23 protein-coding genes, 3 tRNA genes and 1 pseudogene are annotated in these 25,823 nt (G+C 52.1%); 18 read left to right on the top strand and 9 right to left on the bottom strand.

What is annotated here, in order from left to right:
• Positions 1-112: 112 nt before the first annotated feature.
• Positions 113-391 carry a hypothetical protein gene (locus tag AB1611_10445; GenBank protein ID MEW6380008.1) on the bottom strand — a complete coding sequence of 93 codons (279 nt, stop codon included), beginning with the start codon at positions 389-391 and terminating at the stop codon, positions 113-115.
• Positions 322-540 (bottom strand): hypothetical protein, encoded by a 219-nt coding sequence (locus tag AB1611_10440; GenBank protein MEW6380007.1) that lies wholly within the window; start codon positions 538-540, stop codon positions 322-324. The genes AB1611_10445 and AB1611_10440 overlap by 70 nt, the downstream gene beginning before the upstream one ends.
• A gap of 90 nt (positions 541-630) precedes the next feature.
• Between AB1611_10440 and AB1611_10435 the strand changes: the two genes are divergently transcribed.
• Positions 631-825 carry a hypothetical protein gene (locus AB1611_10435; protein ID MEW6380006.1) on the top strand — a complete coding sequence of 65 codons (195 nt, stop codon included), beginning with the start codon at positions 631-633 and terminating at the stop codon, positions 823-825.
• A gap of 116 nt (positions 826-941) precedes the next feature.
• Here the strand turns inward: AB1611_10435 and AB1611_10430 are convergent, their stop codons facing one another.
• The gene (locus AB1611_10430) at positions 942-1,742 is read right to left on the bottom strand and encodes an MBL fold metallo-hydrolase (protein ID MEW6380005.1); all 801 of its coding nucleotides are present in this window, start codon (positions 1,740-1,742) and stop codon (positions 942-944) included.
• Positions 1,743-1,863: 121 nt separating this feature from the next.
• Positions 1,864-3,801, bottom strand: coding sequence for an excinuclease ABC subunit UvrC (uvrC, locus tag AB1611_10425; GenBank protein MEW6380004.1), 1,938 nt, complete (start codon positions 3,799-3,801; stop codon positions 1,864-1,866).
• A gap of 451 nt (positions 3,802-4,252) precedes the next feature.
• Between uvrC and AB1611_10420 the strand changes: the two are divergent.
• The 3 genes and pseudogenes from AB1611_10420 (at position 4,253) to AB1611_10410 (ending at position 7,164) form a co-directional block, all read left to right on the top strand.
• A pseudogene (locus tag AB1611_10420) lies at positions 4,253-4,414 on the top strand (sulfatase-like hydrolase/transferase).
• A gap of 41 nt (positions 4,415-4,455) precedes the next feature.
• Positions 4,456-6,438 carry a tetratricopeptide repeat protein gene (locus AB1611_10415; GenBank protein MEW6380003.1) on the top strand — a complete coding sequence of 661 codons (1,983 nt, stop codon included), beginning with the start codon at positions 4,456-4,458 and terminating at the stop codon, positions 6,436-6,438.
• A gap of 378 nt (positions 6,439-6,816) precedes the next feature.
• Complete coding sequence (locus tag AB1611_10410) at positions 6,817-7,164, top strand: hypothetical protein (protein ID MEW6380002.1); 348 nt, start codon at positions 6,817-6,819, stop codon at positions 7,162-7,164.
• Between the two features lie 121 nt (positions 7,165-7,285).
• On the opposite strand, the gene AB1611_10405 is transcribed toward AB1611_10410, so the two are convergent.
• Positions 7,286-7,361, bottom strand: a tRNA-Asn gene (locus tag AB1611_10405).
• A gap of 706 nt (positions 7,362-8,067) precedes the next feature.
• Positions 8,068-8,142 (bottom strand) — tRNA-Ala (locus AB1611_10400).
• Between the two features lie 186 nt (positions 8,143-8,328).
• Between AB1611_10400 and AB1611_10395 the strand changes: the two genes are divergently transcribed.
• The 14 genes from AB1611_10395 to atpC all read left to right on the top strand — a co-directional run bounded on the left by AB1611_10395 (position 8,329) and on the right by atpC (position 21,679).
• Positions 8,329-8,514, top strand: coding sequence for a hypothetical protein (locus AB1611_10395; protein ID MEW6380001.1), 186 nt, complete (start codon positions 8,329-8,331; stop codon positions 8,512-8,514).
• A 298-nt stretch (positions 8,515-8,812) separates the two neighbouring features.
• A complete protein-coding gene (locus AB1611_10390; GenBank protein MEW6380000.1) occupies positions 8,813-9,937 on the top strand; it encodes a geranylgeranyl reductase family protein in 1,125 nt (374 codons plus the stop codon).
• A gap of 27 nt (positions 9,938-9,964) precedes the next feature.
• Entirely contained in the window at positions 9,965-10,840 is an 876-nt protein-coding gene (locus AB1611_10385) for a hypothetical protein (GenBank protein ID MEW6379999.1), read from the top strand.
• Entirely contained in the window at positions 10,837-11,478 is a 642-nt protein-coding gene (locus tag AB1611_10380; GenBank protein MEW6379998.1) for an HAD-IA family hydrolase, read from the top strand. The genes AB1611_10385 and AB1611_10380 overlap by 4 nt, the downstream gene beginning before the upstream one ends.
• Positions 11,479-11,783: 305 nt before the next feature.
• A complete protein-coding gene (locus AB1611_10375; GenBank protein MEW6379997.1) occupies positions 11,784-13,499 on the top strand; it encodes a hypothetical protein in 1,716 nt (571 codons plus the stop codon).
• Between the two features lie 244 nt (positions 13,500-13,743).
• Complete coding sequence (locus AB1611_10370; GenBank protein ID MEW6379996.1) at positions 13,744-14,646, top strand: FAD-dependent oxidoreductase; 903 nt, start codon at positions 13,744-13,746, stop codon at positions 14,644-14,646.
• A 193-nt stretch (positions 14,647-14,839) separates the two neighbouring features.
• Entirely contained in the window at positions 14,840-15,613 is a 774-nt protein-coding gene (gene atpB / locus AB1611_10365; GenBank protein ID MEW6379995.1) for a F0F1 ATP synthase subunit A, read from the top strand.
• 61 nt (positions 15,614-15,674) lie between these two features.
• Positions 15,675-15,899, top strand: a complete 225-nt coding sequence (atpE, locus tag AB1611_10360; GenBank protein ID MEW6379994.1) for an ATP synthase F0 subunit C — start codon at positions 15,675-15,677, stop codon at positions 15,897-15,899.
• 43 nt (positions 15,900-15,942) lie between these two features.
• Complete coding sequence (gene atpF / locus AB1611_10355) at positions 15,943-16,473, top strand: F0F1 ATP synthase subunit B (GenBank protein MEW6379993.1); 531 nt, start codon at positions 15,943-15,945, stop codon at positions 16,471-16,473.
• 66 nt (positions 16,474-16,539) lie between these two features.
• Positions 16,540-17,100, top strand: a complete 561-nt coding sequence (atpH, locus tag AB1611_10350) for an ATP synthase F1 subunit delta (GenBank protein MEW6379992.1) — start codon at positions 16,540-16,542, stop codon at positions 17,098-17,100.
• A 1-nt stretch (position 17,101) separates the two neighbouring features.
• Complete coding sequence (gene atpA, locus AB1611_10345) at positions 17,102-18,658, top strand: F0F1 ATP synthase subunit alpha (GenBank protein MEW6379991.1); 1,557 nt, start codon at positions 17,102-17,104, stop codon at positions 18,656-18,658.
• A 117-nt stretch (positions 18,659-18,775) separates the two neighbouring features.
• Entirely contained in the window at positions 18,776-19,672 is an 897-nt protein-coding gene (locus AB1611_10340) for a FoF1 ATP synthase subunit gamma (GenBank protein ID MEW6379990.1), read from the top strand.
• Positions 19,673-19,812: 140 nt separating this feature from the next.
• Positions 19,813-21,222: a F0F1 ATP synthase subunit beta gene (atpD, locus tag AB1611_10335; GenBank protein MEW6379989.1), complete on the top strand. Its 1,410-nt coding sequence runs from the start codon at positions 19,813-19,815 to the stop codon at positions 21,220-21,222.
• A gap of 163 nt (positions 21,223-21,385) precedes the next feature.
• Entirely contained in the window at positions 21,386-21,679 is a 294-nt protein-coding gene (atpC, locus tag AB1611_10330) for an ATP synthase F1 subunit epsilon (GenBank protein ID MEW6379988.1), read from the top strand.
• 118 nt (positions 21,680-21,797) lie between these two features.
• On the opposite strand, the gene AB1611_10325 is transcribed toward atpC, so the two are convergent.
• The 3 genes from AB1611_10325 to nusA form a co-directional block, all read right to left on the bottom strand.
• Positions 21,798-21,882: transfer RNA gene (locus AB1611_10325), tRNA-Leu, on the bottom strand.
• Positions 21,883-22,047: 165 nt separating this feature from the next.
• Positions 22,048-24,126: a translation initiation factor IF-2 gene (infB, locus tag AB1611_10320; protein ID MEW6379987.1), complete on the bottom strand. Its 2,079-nt coding sequence runs from the start codon at positions 24,124-24,126 to the stop codon at positions 22,048-22,050.
• Positions 24,123-25,403: a transcription termination factor NusA gene (gene nusA, locus AB1611_10315; GenBank protein MEW6379986.1), complete on the bottom strand. Its 1,281-nt coding sequence runs from the start codon at positions 25,401-25,403 to the stop codon at positions 24,123-24,125. The genes infB and nusA overlap by 4 nt, the downstream gene beginning before the upstream one ends.
• Positions 25,404-25,823: the final 420 nt, after the last annotated feature.

Raw genomic sequence — 25,823 nt, 5'->3', positions numbered from 1 at the left:
CTTTACAGTTGAAAAAAGATACCAGAGATTAGCATAATCGGGATGGAAATGTAAATTGTATAATGCACGGCTTTGGCCGGACGCACGGGGAAACGCTATTGCAGCCAGTTCATTATCCGCTCAAGATCGCAGTTTTCCCGCACCACAGCCGCAAGTTTATCGAGCTGCTCCTGGCGAAATCGCTGGTAGGAAAAGCCTGCCTCCTGCGGAGCAAGCCCCTTTTTCCGGCCAGCCAGTTGATGACAGCCCGCCGGGCCTGATCGTCGTCAAAGAAGCCATGAACACAGGTCCCCAGCACCGGCAGCAGTGTATCGTCTGACATTACTCCCACCGCAGCATCAGGTGCATCAAACAAAGGTTTGACCCTGCCCTGTATTTCGGTCCGGCCCATGTGGATTTCATAGCCGCGTACGGTGACAGGCTCAGGAAAGACAACCCGATCAGGGCCACGCCCCGGTCACAGGCGCTTTTCAGCCGCGAAAACCAGCCCTGCTCTGCAAGGTGGCGGGCATCGGCCAGCGTGGCTTTGCTGCCGGGCAAAATCAGGGCATCGCACAGGTCAGCCTCGGCAGAGGGCTCCTGAGAAAGCGCAGGGAAACATCGGGCTCAAGCTCAAGGGGAGAAAAATCGGTGAAATTGGCGAAGTTTGACCACCGATTTGATAAACTCGATCAAAAGATAGATACACAAGTCGGCCAGGTAAGGAAGGAATTCGGCCCATTAGGTCAACGGGCAGATCAGATTAACCAGCGACTTGATACCATCATGCAAATGTTGGTTGATATGGCTGCGCTTCTCTATCGTCTCAATATCCTCATAAGGTGATCGCTCAGCCGATGTTGTGGATTGACCGGATTGATCGGTGGCAGAACGCCGTGAGAATTCCAGTGCAGATCAGAAAGAAATTTTTCGGAAATTAGGTGAAATGGTGAAAGTGGGAATCAGCCAACCAGCTCATCCATCGAGAGCCTCATCCCATCAGCGCAGGCGGTAACCTGGATGCCGGTACGTTGGGATAACTCTTCAGCCAGCAGCCAGGGTTTGGCCTGAAGTATCTGAGAGCCGAAATGGGTCAGAAGGGCTCTTCTCGGCCGGACTTCGGTCATGATCCTTTCGGCGTCCTCCAGGCAGAGGTGATAAATAATCTGGTCTGACGATTTCAGGCGGACAACATTGATGATCAGGCAATCGGACTGGTAATAATGACTGGCCAGCTCATCGAAAAAGAGCGTGTCGGCAATAAGTGAAATTACCTTCCCCGCAAGATCAATCTTCAAACCATAGGTTTCCACCGGATGATTATGCCGGATGGGTGTCGAAAAGCGGATTGATCCAAGAGCATAGGATCCGCCCTCGGAAAGGGTTTCGATCCCGCCCAGATATGACCGGACATAGCGCAGGACAACAGGATCATGTTCAAGAGCGTCTGCCGGGGCAAATACGGTCCCTTTCCTCTGAAATCCTCCTTTGGTCATTGCCTCGATCATGATATTGACATCAGCCGCATGGTCAAGGTGCCGGTGGGTTAAAATGATCCCATCAAGCTGCAAAGGATCGAGCCTGGGGCGGCTGGCAAGGCACCTGACCAGGGCTCCCGGCCCGGGGTCGATATGCACCTTGGTGCCCTGAAAAGAAAGCCATATTCCACCTGAGGCCCGCATCTGCTGGGAGACAACAAAGCGCGCACCGCCGGTGCCGAGGAACTTGATAAAATCTGCATGATTTGATTCTGACTGGTTCAATTATTCCCTCCCTGCGGGTGAGTAAGTGGTCAGTGATCAGCGGCCAGTGGCCAGTGGCGCGAAGCGCCAGCCTGTGAAGTGGTCGAAGCACCACACGATAGAAATGCAAATCCGGTACCGTTCAATTATTCTCCCCCCGCGGGTGAAAGAATCGGAAAATCCGCTCGGCCATGTGGCTGTCAATCCCCGGGACTTCAGCCAATTGATCCAGGCTGGCATCCCTCACTCTGGCCATGCTTCCAAAGTGGCGAAGCACTGCCCGCTGCCGGGCCGGGCCGATGCCTTCAATCTCCAGCATCGGGGAACGCAGCAGGTTTTCCCCTCTGAGTTTGCGGTGATACGTGATCGCATACCGGTGCGCCTCGTCCCTGATCCTCTGCAACAACCGCAGGCTTTCAGAATGCCGGGAAAGGCGAAGTGGTGATTCCTGACCTGTCAGGTATATCTCTTCTTCCCGTTTGGCCAGTGAAACGACTGGAACGGTGGTAATGCCAAGCTCCTGCAGCGCTGTCCGGCCAGCCTGCAAATGCCCTTTCCCGCCGTCGATCAGAATGAGGTCCGGCAGGCCCTTGCCCTCCTGGAGAAGCCGGGCGTAGCGGCGATGGACAACCTCCCGGATCATGGCGTAGTCATCGATGCCGATAACTTTTTTGATCTTGAATCTGCGGTACTCCGATTTGGCCGGTTTGTCGTCGATCCAGGAAACCATGGACCCGACAGCTTCACTTCCCGCCAGATTGGAGATATCAAAGGCCTCGATCCGTGACGGCAGACGGGGAAGGCCGAGGTCTTCCCTCATGGCCCGTAAGGCAGGATCTTCATGGAGATTCCTGGTCAAATGGGACTCAAGCAGGATGCGGGCATTCTGGGCGGCCAGGTCAACCTGCCGCTTTCCCTCGCCGCTCCTGGGGGTGGCGAGAGAAACGGCAGACCCACGCCGCTCGGACAGCCAGTTCTCGATAACCCTGGCTTCTGGTGTTTCCAGTCCCAGCAGAAGATTTTTCGGAATACCGATATCCTGGCTGTAGAATTGCATGATAAAAGACTCAAGGGCTTCTTCATCGGAGGTCGTGCGGAGCACAGGGATCAGAAAATCTTTTTTCCCCATCAGATGGCCGAAGCGCACAAAGAAAACGACAAAGCAGACAATATCCCCTGACCTGGCCAGGCCGATAATATCCTTGTTTTTCAACTGCGCGCTGAATACATCCTGAGGTTGAAGGGTCTGACGAATCGCCCGGATATGATCCCTGATCTGGGCTGCCTTTTCATATTCCATCCGCTCGGACGCCTCCAGCATCTGTTTTTCCATCGAGGCCAGAAGATGGTCCTTTTTCCCCAGCAGAAACAGCTTCACCTTCTGCACGACAGCCCGGTACTCTTCAGGATCGGTTATCTCCGCGCATGGCCCCGCGCATCTTCTCATCTGGTGCTGCAGGCAGGGCCGTTCTCTCTTGGATACGGTCCGGCACTGCCGCAGAGGAAAGAGCTGATAGATAATCCTCAGCGTTTTTCGCAGGGCACTGGCCGGGATGTAAGGGCCAAAATAGAGATTGCCGTCTTTCGAAACCCGCCTGCTGACGATCAGGCGGGGATACTTCTCCGTTACGGTCAGACAGAGATAGGGATAGTTTTTATCATCCTTGAGGATGATATTATATTTTGGCTTATGCTTTTTGATAAGATTGTTTTCCAGAATAAGAGCTTCCAACTCGGATGAGGTAACAATATAGTCAATGGTACGAATCTGCGGAACCAGGGATTCCACCTTGGGATCCTGGGCCGCGGTTTTCCGGAAATACGAGCTTACCCGTTTTCGGAGCGAGATGGCCTTGCCGATATATAGAATCCTCCCCTCAGCATCCTTCATGAGATAGACGCCGGGATTTTCCGGCAGGTTTCGGACGACCTCATCAAGGGATTGCTCCGGGGTCTTCGAATTTTTCAGGCTCTCTGCTTTGCCTGCCTTTTCTTCTTTCCCTGCCTTCTCTCTATCCGTTGCTCTATCCTCTGAAATCATCAGGAGCTTCCTTTCCCTGCCAAGGGCAGATCCTCGCATGCTGTGCTGCTTTCCCTGGGTTGATTCTTAGTATGCCTTCATTATAGACATTGTTCTATCTTATTGCAATCCCTAACTTTATTCGCTCATGTTTCAGCTTGGTTCTCTTTATCTTCTATTCTACCATGATGTGGTACCCAAGAAAATACGTAACTACTCAGGCATAGGCAGGATGATGGTTATAGTTTTCATGATTTTTGTAGATTATCCGATAGAGGCAGTAGTTGAATTAGTGAGTGGGCTGTTCGCTCTCATTTATTAGACACCATCCCTGTGGTAAGATAGGGCTGATCAAATATGTCAGCCATTATGTCAGCCATCGGATTCATTCTCTGTCATTCCCGCGCAGGCAGGAATGACGGGATTGGAGGCTTTTGAGAGGTATTGGGTGGGGCAAGAGCCTGGAAGTACCCGAGATATTTGGTGGACACAAGCCCCACCCTCCATTACTATCGAGTTTATCCGGGACCTGAAGAACGCCGCCCCGGATAAACCGTTTTTCCTCTACTATGCGACCGGGGCGATGCATGCTCCGCATCAGGTGCGCAGGGAATGGATCGGGAAATACAAGGGCAAGTTTGATATGGGCTGGGACAAAGCGCGCGAGCTTATCTTAGCTTTCGGGCAAGCGAAAGACCCAGTACTATGAGATGTTTGGCTATCGCGCCATTTACCATGCTGGTGGACCGAGGCAGGCAAATATCATGTTCTGCCGCTCGACGGGCGGGCGGCGGCCCGGATTATCGAGCTACGGCCTCAAATCACCCCATACCGGACAAAATACCTTTACTATCCGGGCGGTGCACCTGTCAAGGCCAGTGTCGCTGCCCCCACCCTCAACGGTCGATTGCTGTCCAGGCTCCATCTCCCTGTCAGGGAAAAGGGTATGCTGGCTCTTCGAGCTGCCGTGAGTGTCATGAGAAGTTCTATCAATTGTGGGCTACTTCACGGCACGGCCTGGCCATGCAGCCCTATACCAGCGAGTTTTCCCGAAGGCGGCAACTCAAGCCCCAGACACACGATATCCCGATCGGCGGGTTTCGCTACCGTGCTGACATAACCGCAGATGATGGCTGGGTTCTTGAGCACGGCCCCGGGGAGGAAAAAAGGTATAAGATCACCTCTGTTCTGGGGGGTAAAAATGTTTATTATTTTCTCACTCCTCTGGAGCGGGGACGGCTGCAGGTTCTTGCGGTGGCTTATGATGTTCGAAAAAGCGAGTGGTTCGATACCGCTGCCAGCGGAGTCCGCCATTTTCCTGATATTACGGATGAAGCCCTCGACTGGAAAGACCGGGCGTATACCTTCAATACTTCCTGCTACAACTGCCATGTGAGCCAGATGTCGAGCAATTATGACCCTAAAACCGATACCTACCGCACTGCCTGGGCAGAACCCGGCATTAACTGTGAAACCTGCCACGGCCCTGCTGAAGATCACAATACGGTCTGCCGGAAGGCGCGGCAGACACCGAAGGGGCAGGTTCCCAGAGAAATGAAAATTATCAGAGGGGGGAGAGATTTCACCAGAGAAGAGACCAATGACACCTGTGCTCCCTGTCATGCCAGGATGGTGCCGATAACGGCAGATTTCAGTCCGGGTGACAGATTCTTTGATCATTACGACCTGGTAACCCTGGAACAGAGGGATTTTTACCCCGATGGCAGAGATCTGGGTGAAAATTATACCTATACCCTCTGGCGGATGAGTCCCTGCGCCCGATCCGGAAAGCTCGACTGCCTCCACTGCCATATACAACGAGCGGCCGTTACCGGTTCGAGGACGCCACGGCTAATAACGCCTCTATGCCCTGCCCGCTGTGATCGACCTGGATGGGCCGGTCTGATCGATGCCGCCCGGAAACAGGACTGGTCGCGGTTGCCGGACATGCTGAACTATCTGACCAATAAGGATCGCAACGGCCCCGATAAGATCGATGAGATATCCGCTAATTCTCTGATCAGACTCCTCAGAGCATGTGAGGACGAAAGAAAGTGGCCGGTAATTCTCAAGCTGATTAAAGACCCCTCGCCACTCGTGCGGGCAAGTGCAGCAGAGGCCCTGGCCTCGTATCAGAACCCCAAAGCCAGGGATGCCCTGCTCCCGGCTGTCGGGGACGATTATCGCCTGGTTCGTATCCGCGCTGCTGCGGCTCTGTCCAGTTATCCTGGAATGCTGCTGAAGGAGAAAGACCAAAAGCGCCTTGAAACGGCAACCGGGGAGTACGTTGCTTCATTGCTCTCCCGTCCGGATGACTGGACATCACACTATAACCTGGGAAATTACTTCTTCAATCGTGGTGATCTTCAAAAAGCCCTGTCCGCCTTTGAAGCCGCCTTAAAACTGGAGCCCCGCAGCATCCCGCCTCTGCTCAATACCTCTCTCGTTTCTGTACGCCTTGGGCAGAGGGAAAAGGCCAGGGCATTGCTTGAGAGAGCTTTAGAGATCGACCCGGAAAATCCGGATACAAACTTCAACCTGGGGCTTCTCAAGGCCGAAAACAACGACCTGCGCCATGCGGAGCACTGTTTTCGTGTGGCCCTGAAGGCTGATCCCGCATTGGCTGAGGCCGCTTATAACCTGGGGATCCTGCTGGCTCAGAAAAATTGTATCGACGAAGCCTGTCAATCTCCGTAAGCGCTTCAGATTCTTCGACTTGTGCTACATGCTCTGCCCCACTGCCGGAATCTGGGGCGATTCGGCGTCCGTTTCGATGGCGCATGTAACCCCGGACAAAGATCGTGGCGATCTCAGATATACTGCGAACGGGTGAATATTGAACTTTTTGCTCAGGAGTCAGAAGTCAGGAGCCAGGAGCCAGGAGTAAGGTAAAAGAACTCCTTACTTAAGATGGCCCATACCTCCTTCTGACTTCTGACTTCTGACTCCTGGCTCCTCTGGAAAAGTTCAGTTCTAAGCCGTTTATACTATATCACCTCGTCGAGAGAGATTGGGACGTGTTCGTTGGCCGGCATCCGGTCCTCCTTTTGCGGGAGGCCGAGGAAGGGTTCCGTCATGGATGCCGCGGGACTGGATAGGCCGGTCATCAAGAAGGCCGTTGGAGCCCGTTCGACACCGCCCGAGGGCGATGCCGCCGGCACCCACAACGGTCTCCGATCTCACGGCCGTTTCCGCTGTCTGGTAATCCGCTTGCGCCGGACCCACTGGTCCGGCTTTCGGCAGATACCTACCGGAGGAGAGTTCGAAATGTCGAAGCGGGTGCCCGGATGCAGCCGGGCTGTTAAACAAGGCGACTCGAAAAACGGAGAACGGGAGAATTCGGAAAGGACATTTTCGGTGAGCGCCCGCAACCCCCAGGATTGCACCCGGCCCCTGGACTGCGGGCTTCGAAACGGAGAATAGGGGTAAATGTGCGGGCGGGCGTAAGTCGGCGTGAACACGCCGGAAACGACGAGACCCCGAGGGGATGATCCCTCGGGGTCTTGCGTTAAACAAGAACCGCCGAAATCAGCGGATTGAATTTTGGCTCCCCGGGCCGGACTCGAACCAGCGGCGGGGTGGTTAACAGCCACCTGCTCTACCGACTGAGCTACCGGGGAATGTAAGATATGGCCTTAATATTAACATATCTCTCCTATTCCGTCAAGCCCGAAACAGCCTCCCAGATGTTCCCCATGTTCCTTTTCTCGATGAGGAAGGTGAAAAATAACCATCACCCCCACCCAGCCTCCCCCCTCAAAGGGGGATGGGAGTTATGGAGGCTTTCATCCAAGATGGGGAACATCTGCAGCGCTCCCCCACGATAAATTTGTTCTCATTTTTAAACTGTTGATGCGTAGCGGCTATTTTGGGTCATTTTCAAATAATCCAAGACCATACGAGGGGTCATTAAGAGCTGTCGCATTTTCTGCGAGATATACCGCGTTCTGGGGGTCAGCCCAACGACCACACAAACCCTGGCCATGAATGTTTAGCAGAGTACGCATTTGATATCTTTACTGATAAGCCACAGGAATTACGAAGAGTCTTAGAGAGCTATATCTATTTTCCTTACCAGAGATGGTATGTATGCATAAGGAATAGAGGTAAGGGGTTAAAGAGAAGCAATTTGACTTTAGATATTGTCCTGGCAGAAAGAAAGGCCCACTGATGAAATACTCTATAAACAACAACCCAAAACTTTACTTTTGCAATATTTTTGATGATTTTTTAAAAAAAATTACATAATAGTATAATAAAGTGGAAATAGAAGTGGCTATAAAAAATTACAAAATAATGAATTTCACTTAACACATTGATTTTACTTGGTGGAGGACAGGGGATTTGAACCCCTGGCTTCTGCCATGCGAAGGCAGCGCTCTCCCGCTGAGCTAGTCCCCCAATCCACTTTGAATTGATTATAATAAAGCTCCCTGCCTAAAGTCAACAAATAAAATAGAAAGTTGATAATAACCATCACCCCCATCCGGATTCCCCCATTAAGTGAGGAAGAGTAAAAAGGTGATCCATTAAAGGGGCGAGGGAGAACAGGTGACCTCAAAGGTGGCGAGGGGAGGAAAAAGACGGATGAAAAGGCTGCTTATCGTGATGCGGATGGACACTCTGAATTATTCATGGGGGGGAGGAGAACAATGGATGTTCGGTTGCTCCTATGCTACAACTATGGACAGCAATGAAGGCAGCGGTGGGCAGCATCTGGGCTGCAATATTAGCATTGTGAAAAAGGTCAGAAAAGGGTATACTATTCAATAACCAACGATATTATATTACTGCCTATCGTACGGATAATTAGCATATTTGCCATAGTAAACATATTAGTATATGCCATAGCAGTACAGTGCATTCTCGAGCAATTCCCGATTTTTATCCAGATAGAATGATCGGAGAATCGAGAAGCTGGTTTTCTGTCAGAGTTCTGGTTTCCAACCAGAATCTGGTTTTCTCCCAGAATGAGGGTGGGAATCTGTTTTTCTCCCGGAATTAAGGCTGTCGCTTTGCCTAAGGCCGTCATTTTGCTTAAGGTTGTCGCTTTGCTTGAGGGAACACAAGGATGAATTCAAAACAAGACATTGACGTTGTGGTAATCGGAGGAGGGCCTGCCGGGGCTATAGCTGGCAGGTATGCAGCACTGGGGGGGGCCAGGACTCTTTTGCTGGAGCAGAAAAAGACGATCGGCATTCCTATCCGGTGCGGCGAGTTTTTCCCTGTAGCCGAAGAGTTGGAAAAGATTTTTGTGCGCAGTCAACTGCTTCCGGAATTATACGATATTCGCGAGAATCTGATTGCCCAGCGGATTGATATTGTGAGGGTATACTCTCCAAAGGGCAGGAGTTTTGATGTTCCGCTCAAGGGGCACAGCGTGTACCGGGAGAAGTTCGAGCAGCATCTGCTCGATGAGGCGGCCAGGGCCGGGGTCACGGTTCACATGAACACCAGGGTTGAGAAAGTGGAGAAGGGCGCGGTTTACGCTCGCGGCACAATCTATCGTCCCCGTGTGATTATCCTTGCCTGCGGCCCGAACCGGAACCTGCTCAATCCCCTTCTCGGTATCTCCATTCAGAAAGACCTGGCCGTCTGTGTTCAGTATGTTATGGAGGGACTCAGGATCGAGCCCGGAGTGGTCGAGATGTATTACGGGAATGTCTCTCCGGGCGGATATGCCTGGGTGATCCCCAAGGGGAAAGACCGGGCGAATGTCGGCCTGGGGATTCGAAAGAGCTTCTATGACCGGAATATTCTGAAGCTCCTGGACGAATTTATTCAGAGTCCCTACATGGTAAAGAAGGCAGCCGGTGGCCGGAAAATCTCCACGATCGCCGGGCTGGTGCCGGTCAATGGCCCTCTTGCGCAGACAGTCATTGGCAACACCATCCTGGTCGGCGATGCCGGAGGGCATGTCATGGCCACCAACGGAGGGGGCATCCCTACGGCCATGATCTGCGGACGCATTGCCGGTGAGGTCAGCGCCGACCATGTGCAGCAGGGCAGGCCCCTTGAAGATTATGAAAAGCAATGGAAGATAGAGTGTGGACGGGAGTTTGCAAATGCCCTGAATACGCGAAAGAGGGCTGATTTTGTTGTTTACCGGTTCGGCTGGGCGGCGGAAATTCTGATGCGGCTTATGGGCACCAGGGTCATTTCACGGGCTCTGAAATGTGCCTTTGTCGGGCCCTGAACCGGCGGGAAGGGTGAAAGACTGGTTATGAACGCTATCGACTATGTCAATATTTGGTATCACATTCTGCGGCGAAAACCCATCGGGTTCAGTATTGACCTTACTCACAAATGTAATCTTTCCTGCAAGACCTGCTACATGAAATGGTATCAGCATAAACCGGAGATATCCACCGAGCAGTGGGAAAAGATACTCTCTTCTTTTCCCCAAAGCTATCGATACTACGGAGCATGGACCGGGGGAGAGCCTCTTTTGCGGGCCGAGAGCATTGAAAGATTAATTCACCTGTTTAAATGGAACTGGGTTGCCACCAACGGAACCATCCCGCTTCCTGCAACCTGGAGAAATGTCTCTTTTCTGGTTTCCATCGACGGCAATCAGGAGATCCACAACCGGCAGCGGGGTCAATGGGAGGAGGTCGTCAAGAATGTCCGCCCGGACTGTTTTATCATCTACGATATTACCCAGATCAACCGCGAGGAAAAGGTCCTGCGGGAAACCGTGGAGTTCTGGCGCGACCGGTGCCGGGGAATCATTTTCGGCTTCTACACGCCAACGTTCAACGATACTTCGGGCCTGCTCCTGAGTCCCCAGGAGCGTCACGATACCGTAGAGACCATCAAAAAGCTGAAACATGACCACCCCTATTTCGTCGTCAACAGCATCAAACAACTGGAGAATTGCTGCACCACTCCCTGGAGCCGGAGTTGCCCGGCCGGCAACTGCATCGTCGGATTGACCGCGCAGGGAGAATTCAAAACCCCATGCGTTATGGGACCGGAGGTGGATTGCTCGAAATGCGGCTGTGCGGTGCCCCAGTTCATGTATCTGGTGCAGCGCCTCGATATCCCGGCTATTCTCTCTTCCGTGCGGATACTCTCCCGGCCTCCCGGTAATTCATGACAAACCAAAAACCGATCCAGGCCCTTATCTACGATCTTGACGGAACATTAGTCGATTCCCGGCGTGATCTGTACGCAGCCGCTCATGCCATGCTCACCCACTTTGGCCTTGCACCCAAAACCGAGGAGGAAGTGCAGGGCTACATCGGCCTTGGAGTAAGGCATCTGGTCAACCGGACGCTCGACGGCCATGAAGAGCTTCTTGAAGAAGGATTCAGGGTCTTCTGTGACTATTACCACCGGCACCTGACAGACTTCACCACCCTGTATCAGGGCGTGACCGAAGTGCTTGAGCATTTCCGGCACAAAAAGCAATTTGTGCTGACCAATAAGCTTGATACGGAAGCCAGGATGATTGTTCAGCAACTGGGCATAGCCCGCTATTTTACCGAAGTAATCGGTGATGCCGGAGGAATGCCGCTGAAGCCAGACCCTTCCAGGCTGCTGGCCATCCTGGATACATACGGCCTCGGGCGGCAGGAGGCGGTAATGGTCGGAGACAGTTGCATTGACGTTGAAACCGGCCAGAAGGCGGGTGTGACCACCGTTTTCCTGAGCAGCGGATTCGGGCGGAAAGGGACCATCAGGCCCGATATCACCGCTGACCGTTTCACCGACCTCATGGATTACTTTATCTGACCTGGTATGCATGGCAGGCTGTCATTCCTGCCCTGCTCATTTCCAGCACCCAAGATGCTCAAACTTTGCCCCTCTGCTCCTTTGTGCCCATTCCCTGGCACTGCTCCAGAGAGGTGCAGGTGCCTTCACAGGGGCCATATCTCCCTGAATCCACTAACCTGCTCTGTTCTTTCTTTCCCCGTCAGCATGAAAATTGCTTACTGGTAAGCTGTGTATGAGTACCCGGAGTGAAGGCTGATGAAAGTACTGGTAACCGTTATCCGGTTCAACGAACCCCCCTTTATCTTTCATGATGAGGAGAAAGTATGCTGCCGAATCTTTCCAGAAAGCCTCTTTTCAGAAAACCTCTTTTTCAGCTCCTTGTCCTTGCCCTTCTGACGGGGCACTTTTTTGCGGTATCCAGCGAAGCCCGGCAGCGAACCGGGCAGGCATCTTCGGATACCTACGCCGGATTCTCCGCTCTTACAGCACTGCCCTATTTTATGCCGCCGCTCTGGACACCTTTTCTGTCTTCTTCTCTCTCGACCCGGACGGTGAAAAAGGCAACTCCTGCGCCCGACTATCCAACAGTGCCTTATGAGCTTCGGGACTTAGCAGTACGCGGCGACTATCTGTATGTTATTTATGCCCGGAATGGGTTTGATATCTGGGAGGATGAGCCGGTTGCCGAAGCGGGCCTGGCCGTTTTTACGCAATCTCCGGAAGCGGACGGGGGACTGCTGCCAATAGCCCGGATTGTGCTCCCCTGGGGAGATGAAGAGATGAACGGGGTAATGGCCGGAGTGGACAAAATTATGGTAGCTGGTGATCTGGCTTTCGTCTTCCGGAAATATCCCGCTGTGCTTTGGATTGTCGATTGTGCTGATCCTGAAGACCCGCTCCTGGTGAATTCTCTGATCCTGGAAGGGGGGATAATAGCTGATCTGGCCATCGGAGAGGAGAATGTCTACCTGGCCCTGGATGAAGGCGGGGACGGAGAAGAAAGTATCATCTACGAAGTATCCCTGAGCAGCCCGGATGAGCTGGAGATATCTCCCCTCTTCTCATTGGAGGGGAAAGTGGGGACCATGCTGCTGAGGCAGGGGTATCTGTACGTGTTTGGTCAATATCCCGAAGGTGGGTATGTTTTTAATGTACAGGCGGCTGACGCGCAGGAGTTGCCCGTCGGTATTCCGGATATAACCGGCGAAAGCACGGCCTGGAAAGGAAACCGCATCTATCTGGTCACCGGACAAACGCAGGTCAAGTCCCGGCTGCATATCCTGGATATAACCAATCCCGGCCAGCCTGTTCTTCAGGAATCGGTCAACCTTGTGGGCAGAGAGAAACAGGTTGTGCTGCAGGGGGAATATGCCCTGGTTTTAAAATCATCGGTCTTTGACAGCCGCTTCTATGTTGACATCCTGGACCTGACCGACCAAGCGGCATCACCGGGCATCGTTTCCACCCTCCGCCTTGCGGAGCGGCCCCTGAGCATGACCTGCGATGAGGATTGCCTTTACCTTTTGGATAATTCCGGCCTGCGGGTAGCGGATCTTTCCGATCCCAATGATCCGTCATGGGCTGAACCCATCGATCTATCTTCCCGGTTGCTTGCGGCTGAATTAGAAAACAGTGATCACCCGATCCTGGATGAAATACCTTCCGATACAGAAATTACAACCCCATCTACTTGGGAATTTCTTCAGGGGGGATGGTTCCCCTGGAGCCCGTGGTCGCTATTCGGTACTGCTTTTTCTCCCTGGACAACATTATCTAAAGGATACGGACCTGTGGCTAATTCCAGTTTATACGGCTTCTCCGGTGTCTGTGGTCCCTGGCTCGGATCAAGTTCAAGTTCTTACTCAGGGAGCGGCTCTTATTCTTATGCTCGCGGTGTTGTGAATTTGTTGGATGGCGGCGGCGGCTCATCTTCCAGTGCCTGTGACTTTCTGACGTTCCCGTTCGGCTCGTTCTCCAGCTCTTTCGATCCTTTCTCATGCTCCTTATTCCCGCCACCTTCCGTATCCTTTTTCCAATAAGGGCGAGGAATTTCCTCGGGGGGGGGAAGGAGTTAAGCACCTTTCGGTGTTGGTAAAACAACACCGAAAAGGTGCTTAACTCCACTACTGCTCCTCACCACCCGCCTGACCGGATCATCTCCCGTTCCTGAAAAAGCCGATACTTGATTACTGGCCGCAGGACATGGCACAATCAAAACGCGGCAGGCTCTTTCAGCCAATACGATAAGCAAAAACCGATAATTACCAAGGGAGAAAAAATACCATGTACGAGACGATTATCATTGGGGCTGGCATTGCCGGCGTAACCGCCGGGATCTATGCTGCCAGAAAAAAGATGGATTTTCTCTGTCTTGCCAGGCAGTTCGGGGGGCAAATTCTGGAAAGTGGAGAAATCCTGAATTATCCGGGAATTGTTGCAACCAATGGTTTTGAGTTCATGGAGACTTTGCGAAAGCAGGCTGAATTCAATAAAATTCCTATCCGGGAAGGGGAAGAAGTCAGGCGGATCGAAAAGCTCAGAGGCGGATTTCTGGTGGTCTCGGATCAGGGGGAATATCATGCCAAATCGGTAATTCTGGCCACAGGAGCCCGCGCTAAAAAGTTGAATGTTCCCGGAGAGAACCGCCTGGCCAACCGGGGAGTAAGCTATTGCGCCATCTGCGACGGCCCGCTTTTTGCGGGCAGGGAGGTGGCAGTCATTGGTGGTGGAAGCTCGGCCCTGGAAGCAGCGGATTACCTGATGCATATTGCCAGAAAGATCTATCTGATCAATATTGGCAGGTACTTTACAGCCCATGAGTATCTCATTGACGTGATCACCAGCCAGGAAAAGGTGAGGGTCATTCCCGATGCCAATACCACGGCTATTCTGGGCGAGCAGGGTGTTGAGGCCATCGAATACGAGCAGTATGGGGAGAAAAAGAGACTTCCCGTTCAGGGCGTGTTCGTGGAAATCGGGCGCAGCCCCAATACCGAATTCCTTGAAGGGTTTGTCGAACTGGATGGTCATAACCATATCCTCATCGACTGCAATACCCACACTTCAGTCAAGGGAGTCTACGCAGCCGGGGACTGTTCTTCCATCCACGAGTATCAATACACCATTGCCGCAGGCCAGGGGTGCACCGCCCTACTGAAGGTGGCCAAATATCTGCAGGAAATATAATCACGGGAGGGAGATCCCTCGAAGATTCAAAATTCATGAGCATTCTGAAAATACTTTGCGGCTGATTCCGACGATTTTTTGCTCAACCTGATCCGATATAATGGGCAAGAGGAAAAAGAGCGACAGCATCTTTTATTCACCCGCATCTATTATCAAACAATACTTTCACCTCTTCCCAATCCGAGGGATCATCATGAATGCACATGAAGAAGGGATCTTGAATATTCTGCTTCATCACATTGGAGATGCACCACTGGTTCATCTCTCGCTCTGGGGCATTGACCTGACGATCACCAGGCATCTTGTGGCCATGTGGGTAGTGTGCGTTTTGCTGATTGTCATCCTGTCCATTGCCGCCCGGCAATTTTCGACCCGTAATCTGGACCGTCCCACCAGGCTCATGATGCTGGTGGAATTTTTCGTCAACTTTATCCGGGATGATATTGTCAAGCCGTTTGTAGGCAATAACTATCGGCCTTTTTTACCCTTCTTCTGCACCCAGTTCCTGTTTATTCTTTTTTGCAACCTGTTGGGCCTTTTCCCTTTTGGCAAAACAGCAACCGCCAATCTGGCTGTCACCATGGCCCTGGCAGTGGTGACCTTCATTTTTACCCAGATTTACGGCATGGCCCGGCAGGGAGTTATCCGCTACTGGAAACACCTTCTGCCGGAGGGTGTGCCGATGATTCTCTCACCCATAATCGTGCTGAATGAATTCGTCGGCCTGTTCAGCAAACCCTTTGCCCTGATGATTCGACTGTTTGCCAACATGCTGGGTGGCCATATCATTCTGATCGTTCTTCTCTACCTGATTATCATGTTTCAACAGGCCGCCATCGGGCTGGGCTCGGTGCCTATGGCCGTGGCTGTAGGCTTGCTGGAAGTCCTCGAATGCCTGCTTCAGGCATATATCTTTACGTTCCTGTCCGCCATCTACATAGGCATGGCAGGAAACGAAGGGCATTAAGACACCTGGTATTTAAATCCAAAAATCCATTACAAGAACCTATTGAAGGAGGTAACAGGATATGACACCGAGCGTAGCATCTCTTGGGGCTGCCATTGGAGCAGGACTGGCTGCGGTAGGCGCTGGAATAGGGATTGGTCTGATTGGCGGAAACGCGGTAGAGGGGATTGCCAGGCAGCCGGAGACCTTAAACCCGATCCGGGCAACGATGCTGATTGCCGCAGCCCTGGTGGAAGGGATCGCCCTCTTTGCTCTGGTTATTTGCATCATTGTTGCTACCAAGTAAGCGAAACCGATAGCCCTGATTTAAGGCTCAAGGAGATCTTTCCATGTTATCGATTCTGCAAGACGGGCTGTTGAAGGTAGAGCCTGGCCTGTTTATCTGGACGTTGTTGACCTTTGGCCTTCTCGTGACGGTCCTCTGGAAAATGGTGTGGGGTAGGGTGCTCGACGGCCTGGACGGCCGGGCTGACAAAATCAACGATGATATTCAATATGCCAAAAAGGAACGGGAGAAGGTGGATGTCCTTTTGGCTAACCGGAAAGAAACGCTGCTCAAGGCAAAAGAAGAGGCCCTGGATATCATCAATAAAAGCAAGGCCTCGGCTATTGAGATCAAAAACAAGATCCTGACCGAAGCCAAACTTCAGGCAGAGGCGCTCCTGAAAAAGGCGGAGATGGATATCGAGCAGACGCGGGCCAAAGCCCTGGATGAGTTTAAAAAGGATATTATTGATATCTCTTTCCAGTTGACCTATCGCTATTTGCAAAGAGATCTGGATGGCCCCAAAGGCTACGAACTTCTGGAGCGATACCTGACCGAGTACCAGCAAAATTGTACCCAGTTTAAACCGCATTGATATTTAGGTAGGATAGACTGCAGGCATTAACAGCCTGCAGCCTCAACAACCTGAATAGAGGTAGGGATGAGAAAACAAAAAGCAGCCGCAGCTTATGCCAGGGCCCTTTTTCAGTTCGCCAAAGCCCGCGGATTGGTCGAGGAGATCGGAGAGCAGTTCGGGCAGCTCATGGAGGTGTGGAACGAACATACGCTGCTGCGGAATTTCTTCCTGTCTCAGGCCATAACCAGGGAGGTGAAGGCGGCCAAGATCGAGAGTATCTTTGACAAATACCTGCATCCGGCCTTTCGGTCCTTTATCCGGTTGATGATCCGCTGGAACCATACCGGGGTCCTTCCATTCGTTTACCGGAACTTTAGCCAACTGCAGGATGAATATCTGAATAACCAGCGGGTAAGGGTTATTTCCCCCTTCCCTCTGGATGATCGGTACTATGAGCGGTTTCATGCCCTGCTGACCAGGGTTTTTACCCAGAACATTATCCTGACGCCGGTAGTCGATCCGCAAATCCTGGGTGGCTTTATCATCAATAGTGATACTTTCCATATTGACTGTTCAATCAAACATGAACTGGAAATCATGCGAAAACGCTTTTGTCTTCTTTCGAACAGGGGGGTGAAAAACTAAGATGAAGGTCAACATGACCGAACTATCCACGATCATCCAGAAAGAGCTTGAAAGTTACGAAACCAGGCTCGAAGTGGATGAGGTCGGAACTGTCATGGAGCTGGGAGATGGAATTGCCCGGATCAGCGGTCTTCGTGATGTCATGGCCGGGGAGATGATCGAATTTGAAAACGGAATACAGGGCCTGGCCTTTAATCTGGAGCCGGAAACCGTCGGAGTGGTGGTTCTGGGTGATTACCTGAAGATTCGTGAAGGCTGCCTGGTCAAACGTCTCAAGAGGCTCTTGTCTGTTCCTGTTGGCGAAGGGCTGATCGGCCGGGTCATCGATCCTTTGGGGGAACCCCTGGATGGTCGCGGTCCCATTCCCTTCAAACACCGCCGACTGGTCGAGCGGCCCGCTCCCGGCATCACTGACCGCCAGCCCATCCGCATCCCGCTGCAGACCGGGATCAAGGCCATTGACAGTATGGTTCCCATCGGGCGGGGACAGCGGGAGCTGATTATCGGCGACCGGAAAACCGGAAAGACAGCCATTGCTCTGGACGCTATTCTCAACCAGAAGGATACCGGAGTTATCTGTGTGTACGTGGCCATCGGCCAGAAAACCTCGACCATTGCCGCCATCGTGGAACGGCTTCGCAAACATGATGCCCTGGATTATACGGTTGTGGTTTCAGCCAGTGCCAGTACCTTCGCTCCCATGCAGTACATAGCACCTTATGTCGGCTGCACCATTGCCGAAGAATTCATGTACGAACAGCACAAGGACACCCTGGTAGTTTACGATGACCTGTCAAAACAGGCCGATGCCTACCGGCAGCTTTCCCTGCTGCTGAACCGCCCGCCGGGCAGGGAAGCATATCCGGGGGACGTTTTTTACTGCCATTCCAGGCTGCTTGAGAGGGCTGGCAAACTATCAGACAAGCTCGGCGGAGGGTCTCTCACTGCCCTGCCCATTATCGAAACCCAGGAGGGAGAGGTTTCGGCCTATATCCCCACCAATGTTATTTCCATTACCGATGGCCAGATTTACCTCCTGCCCAACCTTTTTGCCTCCGGTATTCGACCTGCCGTCGATGTCGGTATCTCCGTGTCCCGCGTGGGAGGCAATGCCCAGACCAAGGCCATGAAAAAGGTTGCCGGCTCCCTGCGCCTTGAAATGGCCCAATACCGCGAGCTTCTCACCTTTGCCCAGCTTGGTACGGACCTTGACAAGGCCACGCAGAGGCAATTGCAGCGGGGGGAAAAGCTGGTGGAAGTGCTGAAACAGGTCCAGTATGTGCCCATGCCCATGGAGGACCAGGTTCTGATTCTCTTTGCCGCCTCCCGCGGCGGGCTGGACCGGGTTCCCCAAAAGCTGATTCCTGCCTTCGAGAAGGAATTTTTAAACTACGTTCACAGTATATACTCCGAAATCCCAGCCCTGATCAAGGATACCGGAAACCTGGGTGATGAGGAAAAGCTCAAAGAGATTATGGAAGAATTTTCAGTAAAATTTTTCAGGGACCATAAGCTTCAGACCCAGGAGGAAACAGGGGTAGAAGATGAAGTAGTCTGATCAGTAGTCAGTAGTCAGTAGTAGTCAGTGAAAAGCAAACGAACTTATGGCTGCTTGTAACATTCTGACCGGAAAAAAACGGGAAAGCTCCTTGTGGAGGGCGAAGAGTAACTCACCATGCCAAATTTACGGGATATCAGAAAGAGAATCGAGGCTTCCATCAGCATCAGCAAAATCACCATGACCATGGAGAAAATCGCCACGGTCCGCATGACCCGCATGATGTACCGGATGGAATCGGCCAAAGCGTATAATGCCATGCTGCTTGATATGGCTGAGGATTTTTTTCTTTCAGCCCTGGGAGAGGGCATCAGCCCTGAATTATGTACCGTAAGCGGACGGAAAACCATTCAAACCGCGGGAGTTGTCTTTATCGCTTCCAATCAGGGGCTGTGCGCCGGTTTTAATGTGGCTTTAAGCCATGAGCTGGAAAAGCTGGAGGGCAGGCTGCGGGAGGCGAAGATCAAGCTGCGCTACTATACCGCGGGCAAGAAAGCGGCCCAGCAGGTAAACCGCCGCAACCTTCCGGTCGAGCACTCCCTGGCCAATGTGAGCGACCGGTTTACATACGCGCAAATCGTGGACTTCGGCCACCGGCTGATGCAGGATATTCACCTTGGTAAAATTGACGACCTCTACCTGGTTTATACTCACTACGTGGCCAGCGCCACCTACCGGGTAGTGGCCGAGCACCTGTCGCCGTGGAAAGGAATATTAAAGAAGATCCAGGGACAGAAACCCCTGAAGGTCAGCCCCGTCATGTGTCATCCAAGCGTTCCGGAGCTTATGGAGGCCATGCTGCCGGAGGTGATTATCAATCGGATATACAAGGCATTGCTGGAGAGTATGGTCTGTGAACAGATTGCCCGCCGGCTGGCCATGAAACAGGCCACGGACGCAGCCCAGGACAAGATCGAAGAGCTGCGCAGCATGTACCATACGCTCCGTCAGGCCAAGATCACCAAGGAAGTCAATGAAATGATGGGCACGGTCTTAGCTCTTCAGCGGGATTAAATATACTATGAACGGGTGGTTATTGAACTTTTAGTCAGGAGTCAGAATCCAGAAGTCAGAAGTCAGGAGAAAAGACAGCCTTTATTCTGACTTCTGACTTCTGACTCCTGAATTCTCAGGTATACTAGGTGGGGGAGATCATGAACATTGGAAAAGTGGTTCAGGTTATTGGGTCAACCATGGATGTGGAATTCCCGTCAGGGGATCTGCCTGAGATTTACAATGCCCTGGAGATCGAAGTCGAGATCGAGGGCCGGAAATCTTCTTTGACCGCCGAGGTCCAGCAGCATATCGGGGGAGCAATGGTCCGGGCGATTTCTCTTGGGTCCACTGACGGAGTCGCCCGTGGTATGAATGTCGTGGATACCGGCAACCCGATCATGATGCCGGTAGGTGAGAGCACCCTTGGGCGGGTATTCAACCTGAAGGGAGACTTCATGGATGACGGGGAGAAGATCACCATCAAGGAGCGAAAGCCTATTCACCATGAACCCCCTCAGTTTGTGGATGTGGAACCGAAGCTGGAAATATTTGAAACCGGCATCAAGGTGGTAGATCTTCTGGAGCCCTACGTCAAGGGAGGAAAAACCGGACTGTTCGGCGGCGCGGGAGTGGGCAAGACCGTGGTTATCATGGAGCTGATCAATAATATTGCCAGGGTTCACGGCGGCTACTCGGTTTTTGCCGGGGTCGGTGAAAGAACCAGGGAAGGGACCGATCTGTGGCTGGAAATGAAGCAGGCCGGAGTTCTTGGCAAGACCGTTCTGGTCTATGGCCAGATGAACGAGCCGCCGGGAGCGAGACTTCGGGTCGGACTTTCTGCCGTAACCGTGGCCGAATATTTCCGGGATCACCACCATGTGGACGTTTTGCTTTTTATCGACAATATCTTCCGCTTCTCTCAGGCAGGATCTGAGGTGTCGGCCCTCCTGAGCCGCATGCCCTCGGCAGCAGGATACCAGCCTACTCTGGCTACGGAAATGGGTGAATTGCAAGAGCGCATTACTTCAACCAAATTCGGCTCGATCACCAGTATTCAGGCCGTTTACGTACCGGCTGACGATATTACTGACCCTGCTCCGGCTACAACCTTCTCACACCTTGATGCGACCACGGTCCTCTCCCGCAAAATCGCTGAGAAGGGCATTTATCCGGCTGTAGACCCTCTCGAATCCTACTCCCGCGTTCTGGCCCCTGATGTGGTAGGGCAGGAGCACTACGAGACCGCTCGTGAGATCCAGCGGATTCTCCAGCGGTATAAAGATCTCCAGGACATTATCGCCATTCTCGGCATGGATGAGCTGTCGGAAGAAGATAAAGTCATTGTCCGCCGGGCCCGTAAAATTGAAAAATTCCTTTCACAGCCCTTTTTCGTGGCTGAGTCCTTTACCGGCCAGCCGGGCAGGTATGTCAAGCTGCAGGATACCATCGAGAGCTTCAAGGAACTTTTGTCCGGCCGGTGTGACCATATCCCGGACCAGGCTTTTTATATGGTCGGCGACATTGAAGAAGCCATGCAAAAGGCCAAGACCCTGCAGGGGGAAGGATAGAGGCGTTGAACAGGAGGTCAGGCAGTTTCCATAATCCCGATAAAATATATAAGGACACCACTGAGACACTGGGGCACAGAGGAGCACAGAGAAAAAACTGAATGAGAACCTTGTGCCTCTTTGTAAGGGCAGGCATTTCAAAACAGGAGAGAGGAGAACGGCGATGGAAGGAGAGAAGCATCAATCCTTACAGCTCAGAGTCATTACCCCTGATAAAACCATATTTGATCAGCAGGTGGACCATGTCGTAATGCCAACCTCTGACGGAGAGATCGGCATCTATGCTCATCATGCTCCGCTCATTACCAAGGTCAAGAAGGGGACCATCAGAATTCATCTCATGGACAGCCGCCTGATTAACCTCTCTTTCGATTATGGCCTGGCCAGAACCAGGGAGAATTCCCTCACCATATTGATTCATGGCAATGTAAAATTGACTGAACATAAGGATAATTAACATTCTTCTTCATTTTCATTCCCTGCTGACAATATATGGAACCTCTACGACTTGAAAATCGCGATTGAAAAATTGGAGGCATATTTGGAAAATGTTGACCAAAACGTTGACTTAAGGATGCCGAAGGGGGGACTCGAACCCCCACAAGGCTAAGCCTCACTAGACCCTGAATCTAGCGCGTCTGCCAATTCCGCCACTTCGGCAGTTCAGATACGGGGAATTATTCTATCGGGTTTCCAGGAAAAAATCATTCTACAGATATCTTTTTACCATTCTTCGGGATTTTTGTCAAGCAAGAAGCATGGACGAACACGGGGGAGGAGCGGCTAAGCAGGGGAGAAAGAAGAGGTGCCGCAGTCTGTACCTGCTTACAGCTTAACCTCCATCTCCTGTAATTCGTAGTCTTCGATAATATCTCCGGGCTTGAGGTCGCTGTAATTCTCCAGTCCGATTCCGCACTCGTAGCCGGTCTGGACCTCGCGGGCATCGTCTTTAAACCGCCGGAGGGAAGAGATTTTCCCCTCATAAATGACAATGTTGTCCCGCAGGAGGCGCAGTTTTGATCCTTTGAGGATTTTCCCCTCCGTGACATAGGCCCCGCCAATGGCCCCGATCTTGGGGATATTAAATACCTGCCGCACTTCGGCCCGGCCAAGGATGATCTCTTTGTAGGTAGGCTCGAGCATCCCTTTCATGGCGGACCGCACATCTTTCAACAGGTCGTAGATGATCGTATAGTTGCGGATATCCACCTTTTCCTTTTCTGCCAGGGTTGAGGCTTTCGGTTCAGGCCGGACATTGAAGCCAAGGATAATGGCATCCGAAGAGGATGCGAGCATGATATCGCTTTCCGTGATGGCTCCCACCGAACCGTGAATGACCTTCAGGCTGACTTCCGGCGTGCTGAGCCGCTCCAGGGAATCGGTGATGGCCTGCACGGAGCCCTGCACATCTGCCTTCAAAATTACTTTCAGCTCCTTGACCTCTCCTTTTTTGATCCGGTCGTAGAGGTCTTCGAGGGTTACTTTGGCTGTTTTGCGCAAGCCCTCGGTTCTTTGTTTTTCAAGGCGAATAGTGCTGATCAGACGGGCCTTGCGCTCATCGCTGACGACAATGAACGAATCCCCTACCTGGGGAACCCCTGAGATACCCAGGATTTCCACCGGGGTAGAAGGGGGCGCCTCCTTGACATTTTCCCCCTTGTCATTAATCAGGGCACGCACCTTGCCGTAGTACAGGCCGGTCACGAAGGGATCACCGACCCGCAGGGTCCCGTTCTGGACCAGGACGGTAGCCACCGGCCCTCGCCCCTTATGCAGCTTGGCTTCGATGATGGTTCCCGTGGCCGTCCGGTTGGGATTGGCCTTCAGCTCAAGCATTTCGGACTCCAGGAGCATCATTTCCAGAAGATTGTCAATGCCGATCCCGGCTTTGGCCGACACTTCCACAACGATAGTCTTTCCGCCCCACTCTTCAGGCAATAGGTCCAGCTTGGCAAGGTCATTTTTAACCCGCTCCGGATTAGCTTCCGGCTTGTCTATTTTATTGATAGCGACCACGATCGGCACCCCGGCAGCCCGTGCGTGGTTAATGGCTTCGATGGTTTGCGGCATAACACCGTCATCCGCCGCGACTACCAGGACAACAACGTCTGTTACCTGTGCTCCGCGGGCACGCATGGCCGTAAAGGCTTCATGACCAGGGGTGTCCAGAAACGTCACGTCTCCACCCTTCAACCTCACCTTGTAGGCACCGATATGCTGGGTGATACCTCCGTGCTCGCTGGAAGCCACGTTCGTCTTTCGGATAGCGTCCAGGAGCTTGGTTTTCCCATGATCGACATGGCCCATGACCGTTACCACCGGAGGGCGATGAACGAGCAGGGCGGGATCATTTTCGGTCATATCCAGATCTTCCTTCCCTTCAAGGGAAACCATACTGACCTGAAAACCGAAGCTCTCAACTACCGACATGGCAATACTGACATCCAGAATCTGGTTGATGGAAGCCATAACTCCGAGCTGGATAAGCTTTTTGATTACTTCATTGGGCTTTTTACCCATTTTTTCAGCCAGCTCTTTAACCGTAACCGCTTCCGTAAGTTGTATCTTTGCGGGGAGTTCCGCCTCTTTGACCTCGTCGGCCTTTTCATCCTCCACCGAAACCGGCTCTTCCTGCAGAAGCTCTTCAGCCTCGAAATCGGGAGATGTCTTTACTTTATCCTGACCTGTTTTATTTTGATTTTGACCCTCTGATTTTTTGACTCCCTTTCCAGCGATGTCTTCTTTAGCCGGGGTGAGCATCTCCAGAATCAGCTTAGCCGTATCCTCATCTACGGTACTCATATAGCTTTTGATTTCCACTCCCAGATCCTGAACCTCCGCTACCAGCTCCTTGCTTGACATACCCAACTTTTTAGCGATTTCATGAACACGAACTTTTTTCAAATTATATCACCTCCCGTATCTTGTCTCTTGAGTTTTTCCGATGCACTCTGGATAATGTTCCGGGCCATGACCTCCCCCACACCGGAAATCGAGGCTAATTCCTCAACCGACAGGGAGGCCACATCCTCCAGGGAGTTGATTCCCCGGTTAATGATTCTTTCAGCCACTTCTATGCTCATATCAGGAAGATTGGACAGGTGCTTGATGACCTGCTCACGCTTCTTGTTCAACCGCATTTTTTGTTCTTTCACTTCGGATTCACTGTTGATATCGATTTTCCACCCGGTCAGCTTCGAGGCTAAACGGGCATTTTGTCCCCGTTTGCCGATAGCCAGCGACAGGTGCTGGTCCGAAACCACGATCTTGACCGATTTGCTTTTCGGATCAAAATCCGCATGAAGGATTTCAGCCGGGCTCAGGGCATTGGCTACAAAGGTGAGAGGGTCCTCGGACCACCGGATAATATCGATCTTCTCACCGCGCAGCTCTCTGACGATGGACTGCACCCGTGAGCCGCGCACACCGACGCAGGCACCCACCGGGTCCACATCCTTGTCCTTGGAATGGACCGCGATTTTGGTGCGCTCGCCCGGCTCCCGTACCGCGGCCATAATACTGACAATGCCTTCATAGATCTCGGGCACCTCAACCTCGAATAATTTAACCACAAATCCGGCATGCGTCCGTGACAGGGTAATCTGCGGCCCCTTGGTAGTCTTATACACATCGGCAATATAGGCCCGTATCCGGTCCCCTGTCCTGAAGTTTTCCCCCGGAATCTGCTCTTTGGGAGGTATGGCAACTTCGGTCTTGCCCAGATCGACAATCGCATTGCCTTTCTCATGCCTGAGAATGATACCGTTGATCAATTCACCCTTCCGGTCCTTGAAGTCATTGTAAACATTTTCTCTTTCTGCCTCGCGAACTTTCTGAATGATAACGTGCTTGGCGGTCTGGGCAGCAATCCGGCCAAAATCTTCGATTTCCATCTGTACTTCAATGGTATCACCTGTTTTGGCCTGGGCTTCAAACCTGCGTGCTTCCTCCAGCAGTATCTCCTTCTCCCGGTCCTTGATTTCCTCTGCCACCTTTCGGACACTGAATAATTCAACCTCACCGGTTTCCCGGTTAAGGTGAAAGGCCAGATTATCGGTGGACCCAAACCTCTTCTTGGAAGCGAGCAGCAAGGCAGACTCCACCGCCTCAATCAACACCTCGGGGTTGATGTTTTTTTCCCTTCCTACCTGTTGGATTACTTTAAGCAAATCGCTACCCATTTGTGCGCCTCCAGATTGGTATATAAAACAAAAAGCGGGCTTTTTGCCCACTTTCCGCTTCATTAATTTAATACCTCCATTAAGGTAGCATAAGTAATGAATTAATGCAAGGGAAAAACTTGAAAAACAAGGCCAAGAGATAGGTGTCGGGATCAGCATGGAATACAACGGAGAAGGCTTTGAGCCGGGGGCAAAGGAAAGCGGATCAGAGGTGAATGCTTCTCCTGACACGGGGGATAATATGTCAGGTATTTTTCAGGGATTGACTTAAGAAAGTTTCAGGATATAATACTCTAGTTACCAAATCGAATTCTATACCAAGGCTCTGCATCAGAATCCACCAATCCGAGAGTCAAACAGATATTTGAAGCATTTGTCGAAGTGGAAACCGATCATTTGCAGCTTTCAAAAGACAGGTTA

This window comes from bacterium, from assembly GCA_040755755.1.
Classification (GTDB): Bacteria; SZUA-182; SZUA-182; order DTGQ01; family DTGQ01; genus DTGQ01.
The sequence above is the reverse complement of the archived record's forward strand: the minus strand, read 5'-3'. Positions and strand labels throughout refer to the sequence as shown.

Excerpts from the sequence above, each read along its gene's own strand:
- AB1611_10445 (MEW6380008.1), bottom strand. The coding sequence starts at position 391 with ATGGGCCGGACCGAAATACAGGGCAGGGTCAAACCTTTGTTTGATGCA.
- uvrC (MEW6380004.1), bottom strand. The coding sequence starts at position 3,801 with ATGCGAGGATCTGCCCTTGGCAGGGAAAGGAAGCTCCTGATGATTTCA.
- AB1611_10410 (MEW6380002.1), top strand. The coding sequence starts at position 6,817 with ATGGATGCCGCGGGACTGGATAGGCCGGTCATCAAGAAGGCCGTTGGA.
- AB1611_10395 (MEW6380001.1), top strand. The coding sequence starts at position 8,329 with ATGAAAAGGCTGCTTATCGTGATGCGGATGGACACTCTGAATTATTCA.
- AB1611_10390 (MEW6380000.1), top strand. The coding sequence starts at position 8,813 with ATGAATTCAAAACAAGACATTGACGTTGTGGTAATCGGAGGAGGGCCT.
- AB1611_10385 (MEW6379999.1), top strand. The coding sequence starts at position 9,965 with ATGAACGCTATCGACTATGTCAATATTTGGTATCACATTCTGCGGCGA.
- AB1611_10380 (MEW6379998.1), top strand. The coding sequence starts at position 10,837 with ATGACAAACCAAAAACCGATCCAGGCCCTTATCTACGATCTTGACGGA.
- AB1611_10375 (MEW6379997.1), top strand. The coding sequence starts at position 11,784 with ATGCTGCCGAATCTTTCCAGAAAGCCTCTTTTCAGAAAACCTCTTTTT.
- AB1611_10370 (MEW6379996.1), top strand. The coding sequence starts at position 13,744 with ATGTACGAGACGATTATCATTGGGGCTGGCATTGCCGGCGTAACCGCC.
- atpB (MEW6379995.1), top strand. The coding sequence starts at position 14,840 with ATGAATGCACATGAAGAAGGGATCTTGAATATTCTGCTTCATCACATT.
- atpE (MEW6379994.1), top strand. The coding sequence starts at position 15,675 with ATGACACCGAGCGTAGCATCTCTTGGGGCTGCCATTGGAGCAGGACTG.
- atpF (MEW6379993.1), top strand. The coding sequence starts at position 15,943 with ATGTTATCGATTCTGCAAGACGGGCTGTTGAAGGTAGAGCCTGGCCTG.
- atpH (MEW6379992.1), top strand. The coding sequence starts at position 16,540 with ATGAGAAAACAAAAAGCAGCCGCAGCTTATGCCAGGGCCCTTTTTCAG.
- atpA (MEW6379991.1), top strand. The coding sequence starts at position 17,102 with ATGAAGGTCAACATGACCGAACTATCCACGATCATCCAGAAAGAGCTT.
- AB1611_10340 (MEW6379990.1), top strand. The coding sequence starts at position 18,776 with ATGCCAAATTTACGGGATATCAGAAAGAGAATCGAGGCTTCCATCAGC.
- atpD (MEW6379989.1), top strand. The coding sequence starts at position 19,813 with ATGAACATTGGAAAAGTGGTTCAGGTTATTGGGTCAACCATGGATGTG.
- atpC (MEW6379988.1), top strand. The coding sequence starts at position 21,386 with ATGGAAGGAGAGAAGCATCAATCCTTACAGCTCAGAGTCATTACCCCT.
- nusA (MEW6379986.1), bottom strand. The coding sequence starts at position 25,403 with ATGGGTAGCGATTTGCTTAAAGTAATCCAACAGGTAGGAAGGGAAAAA.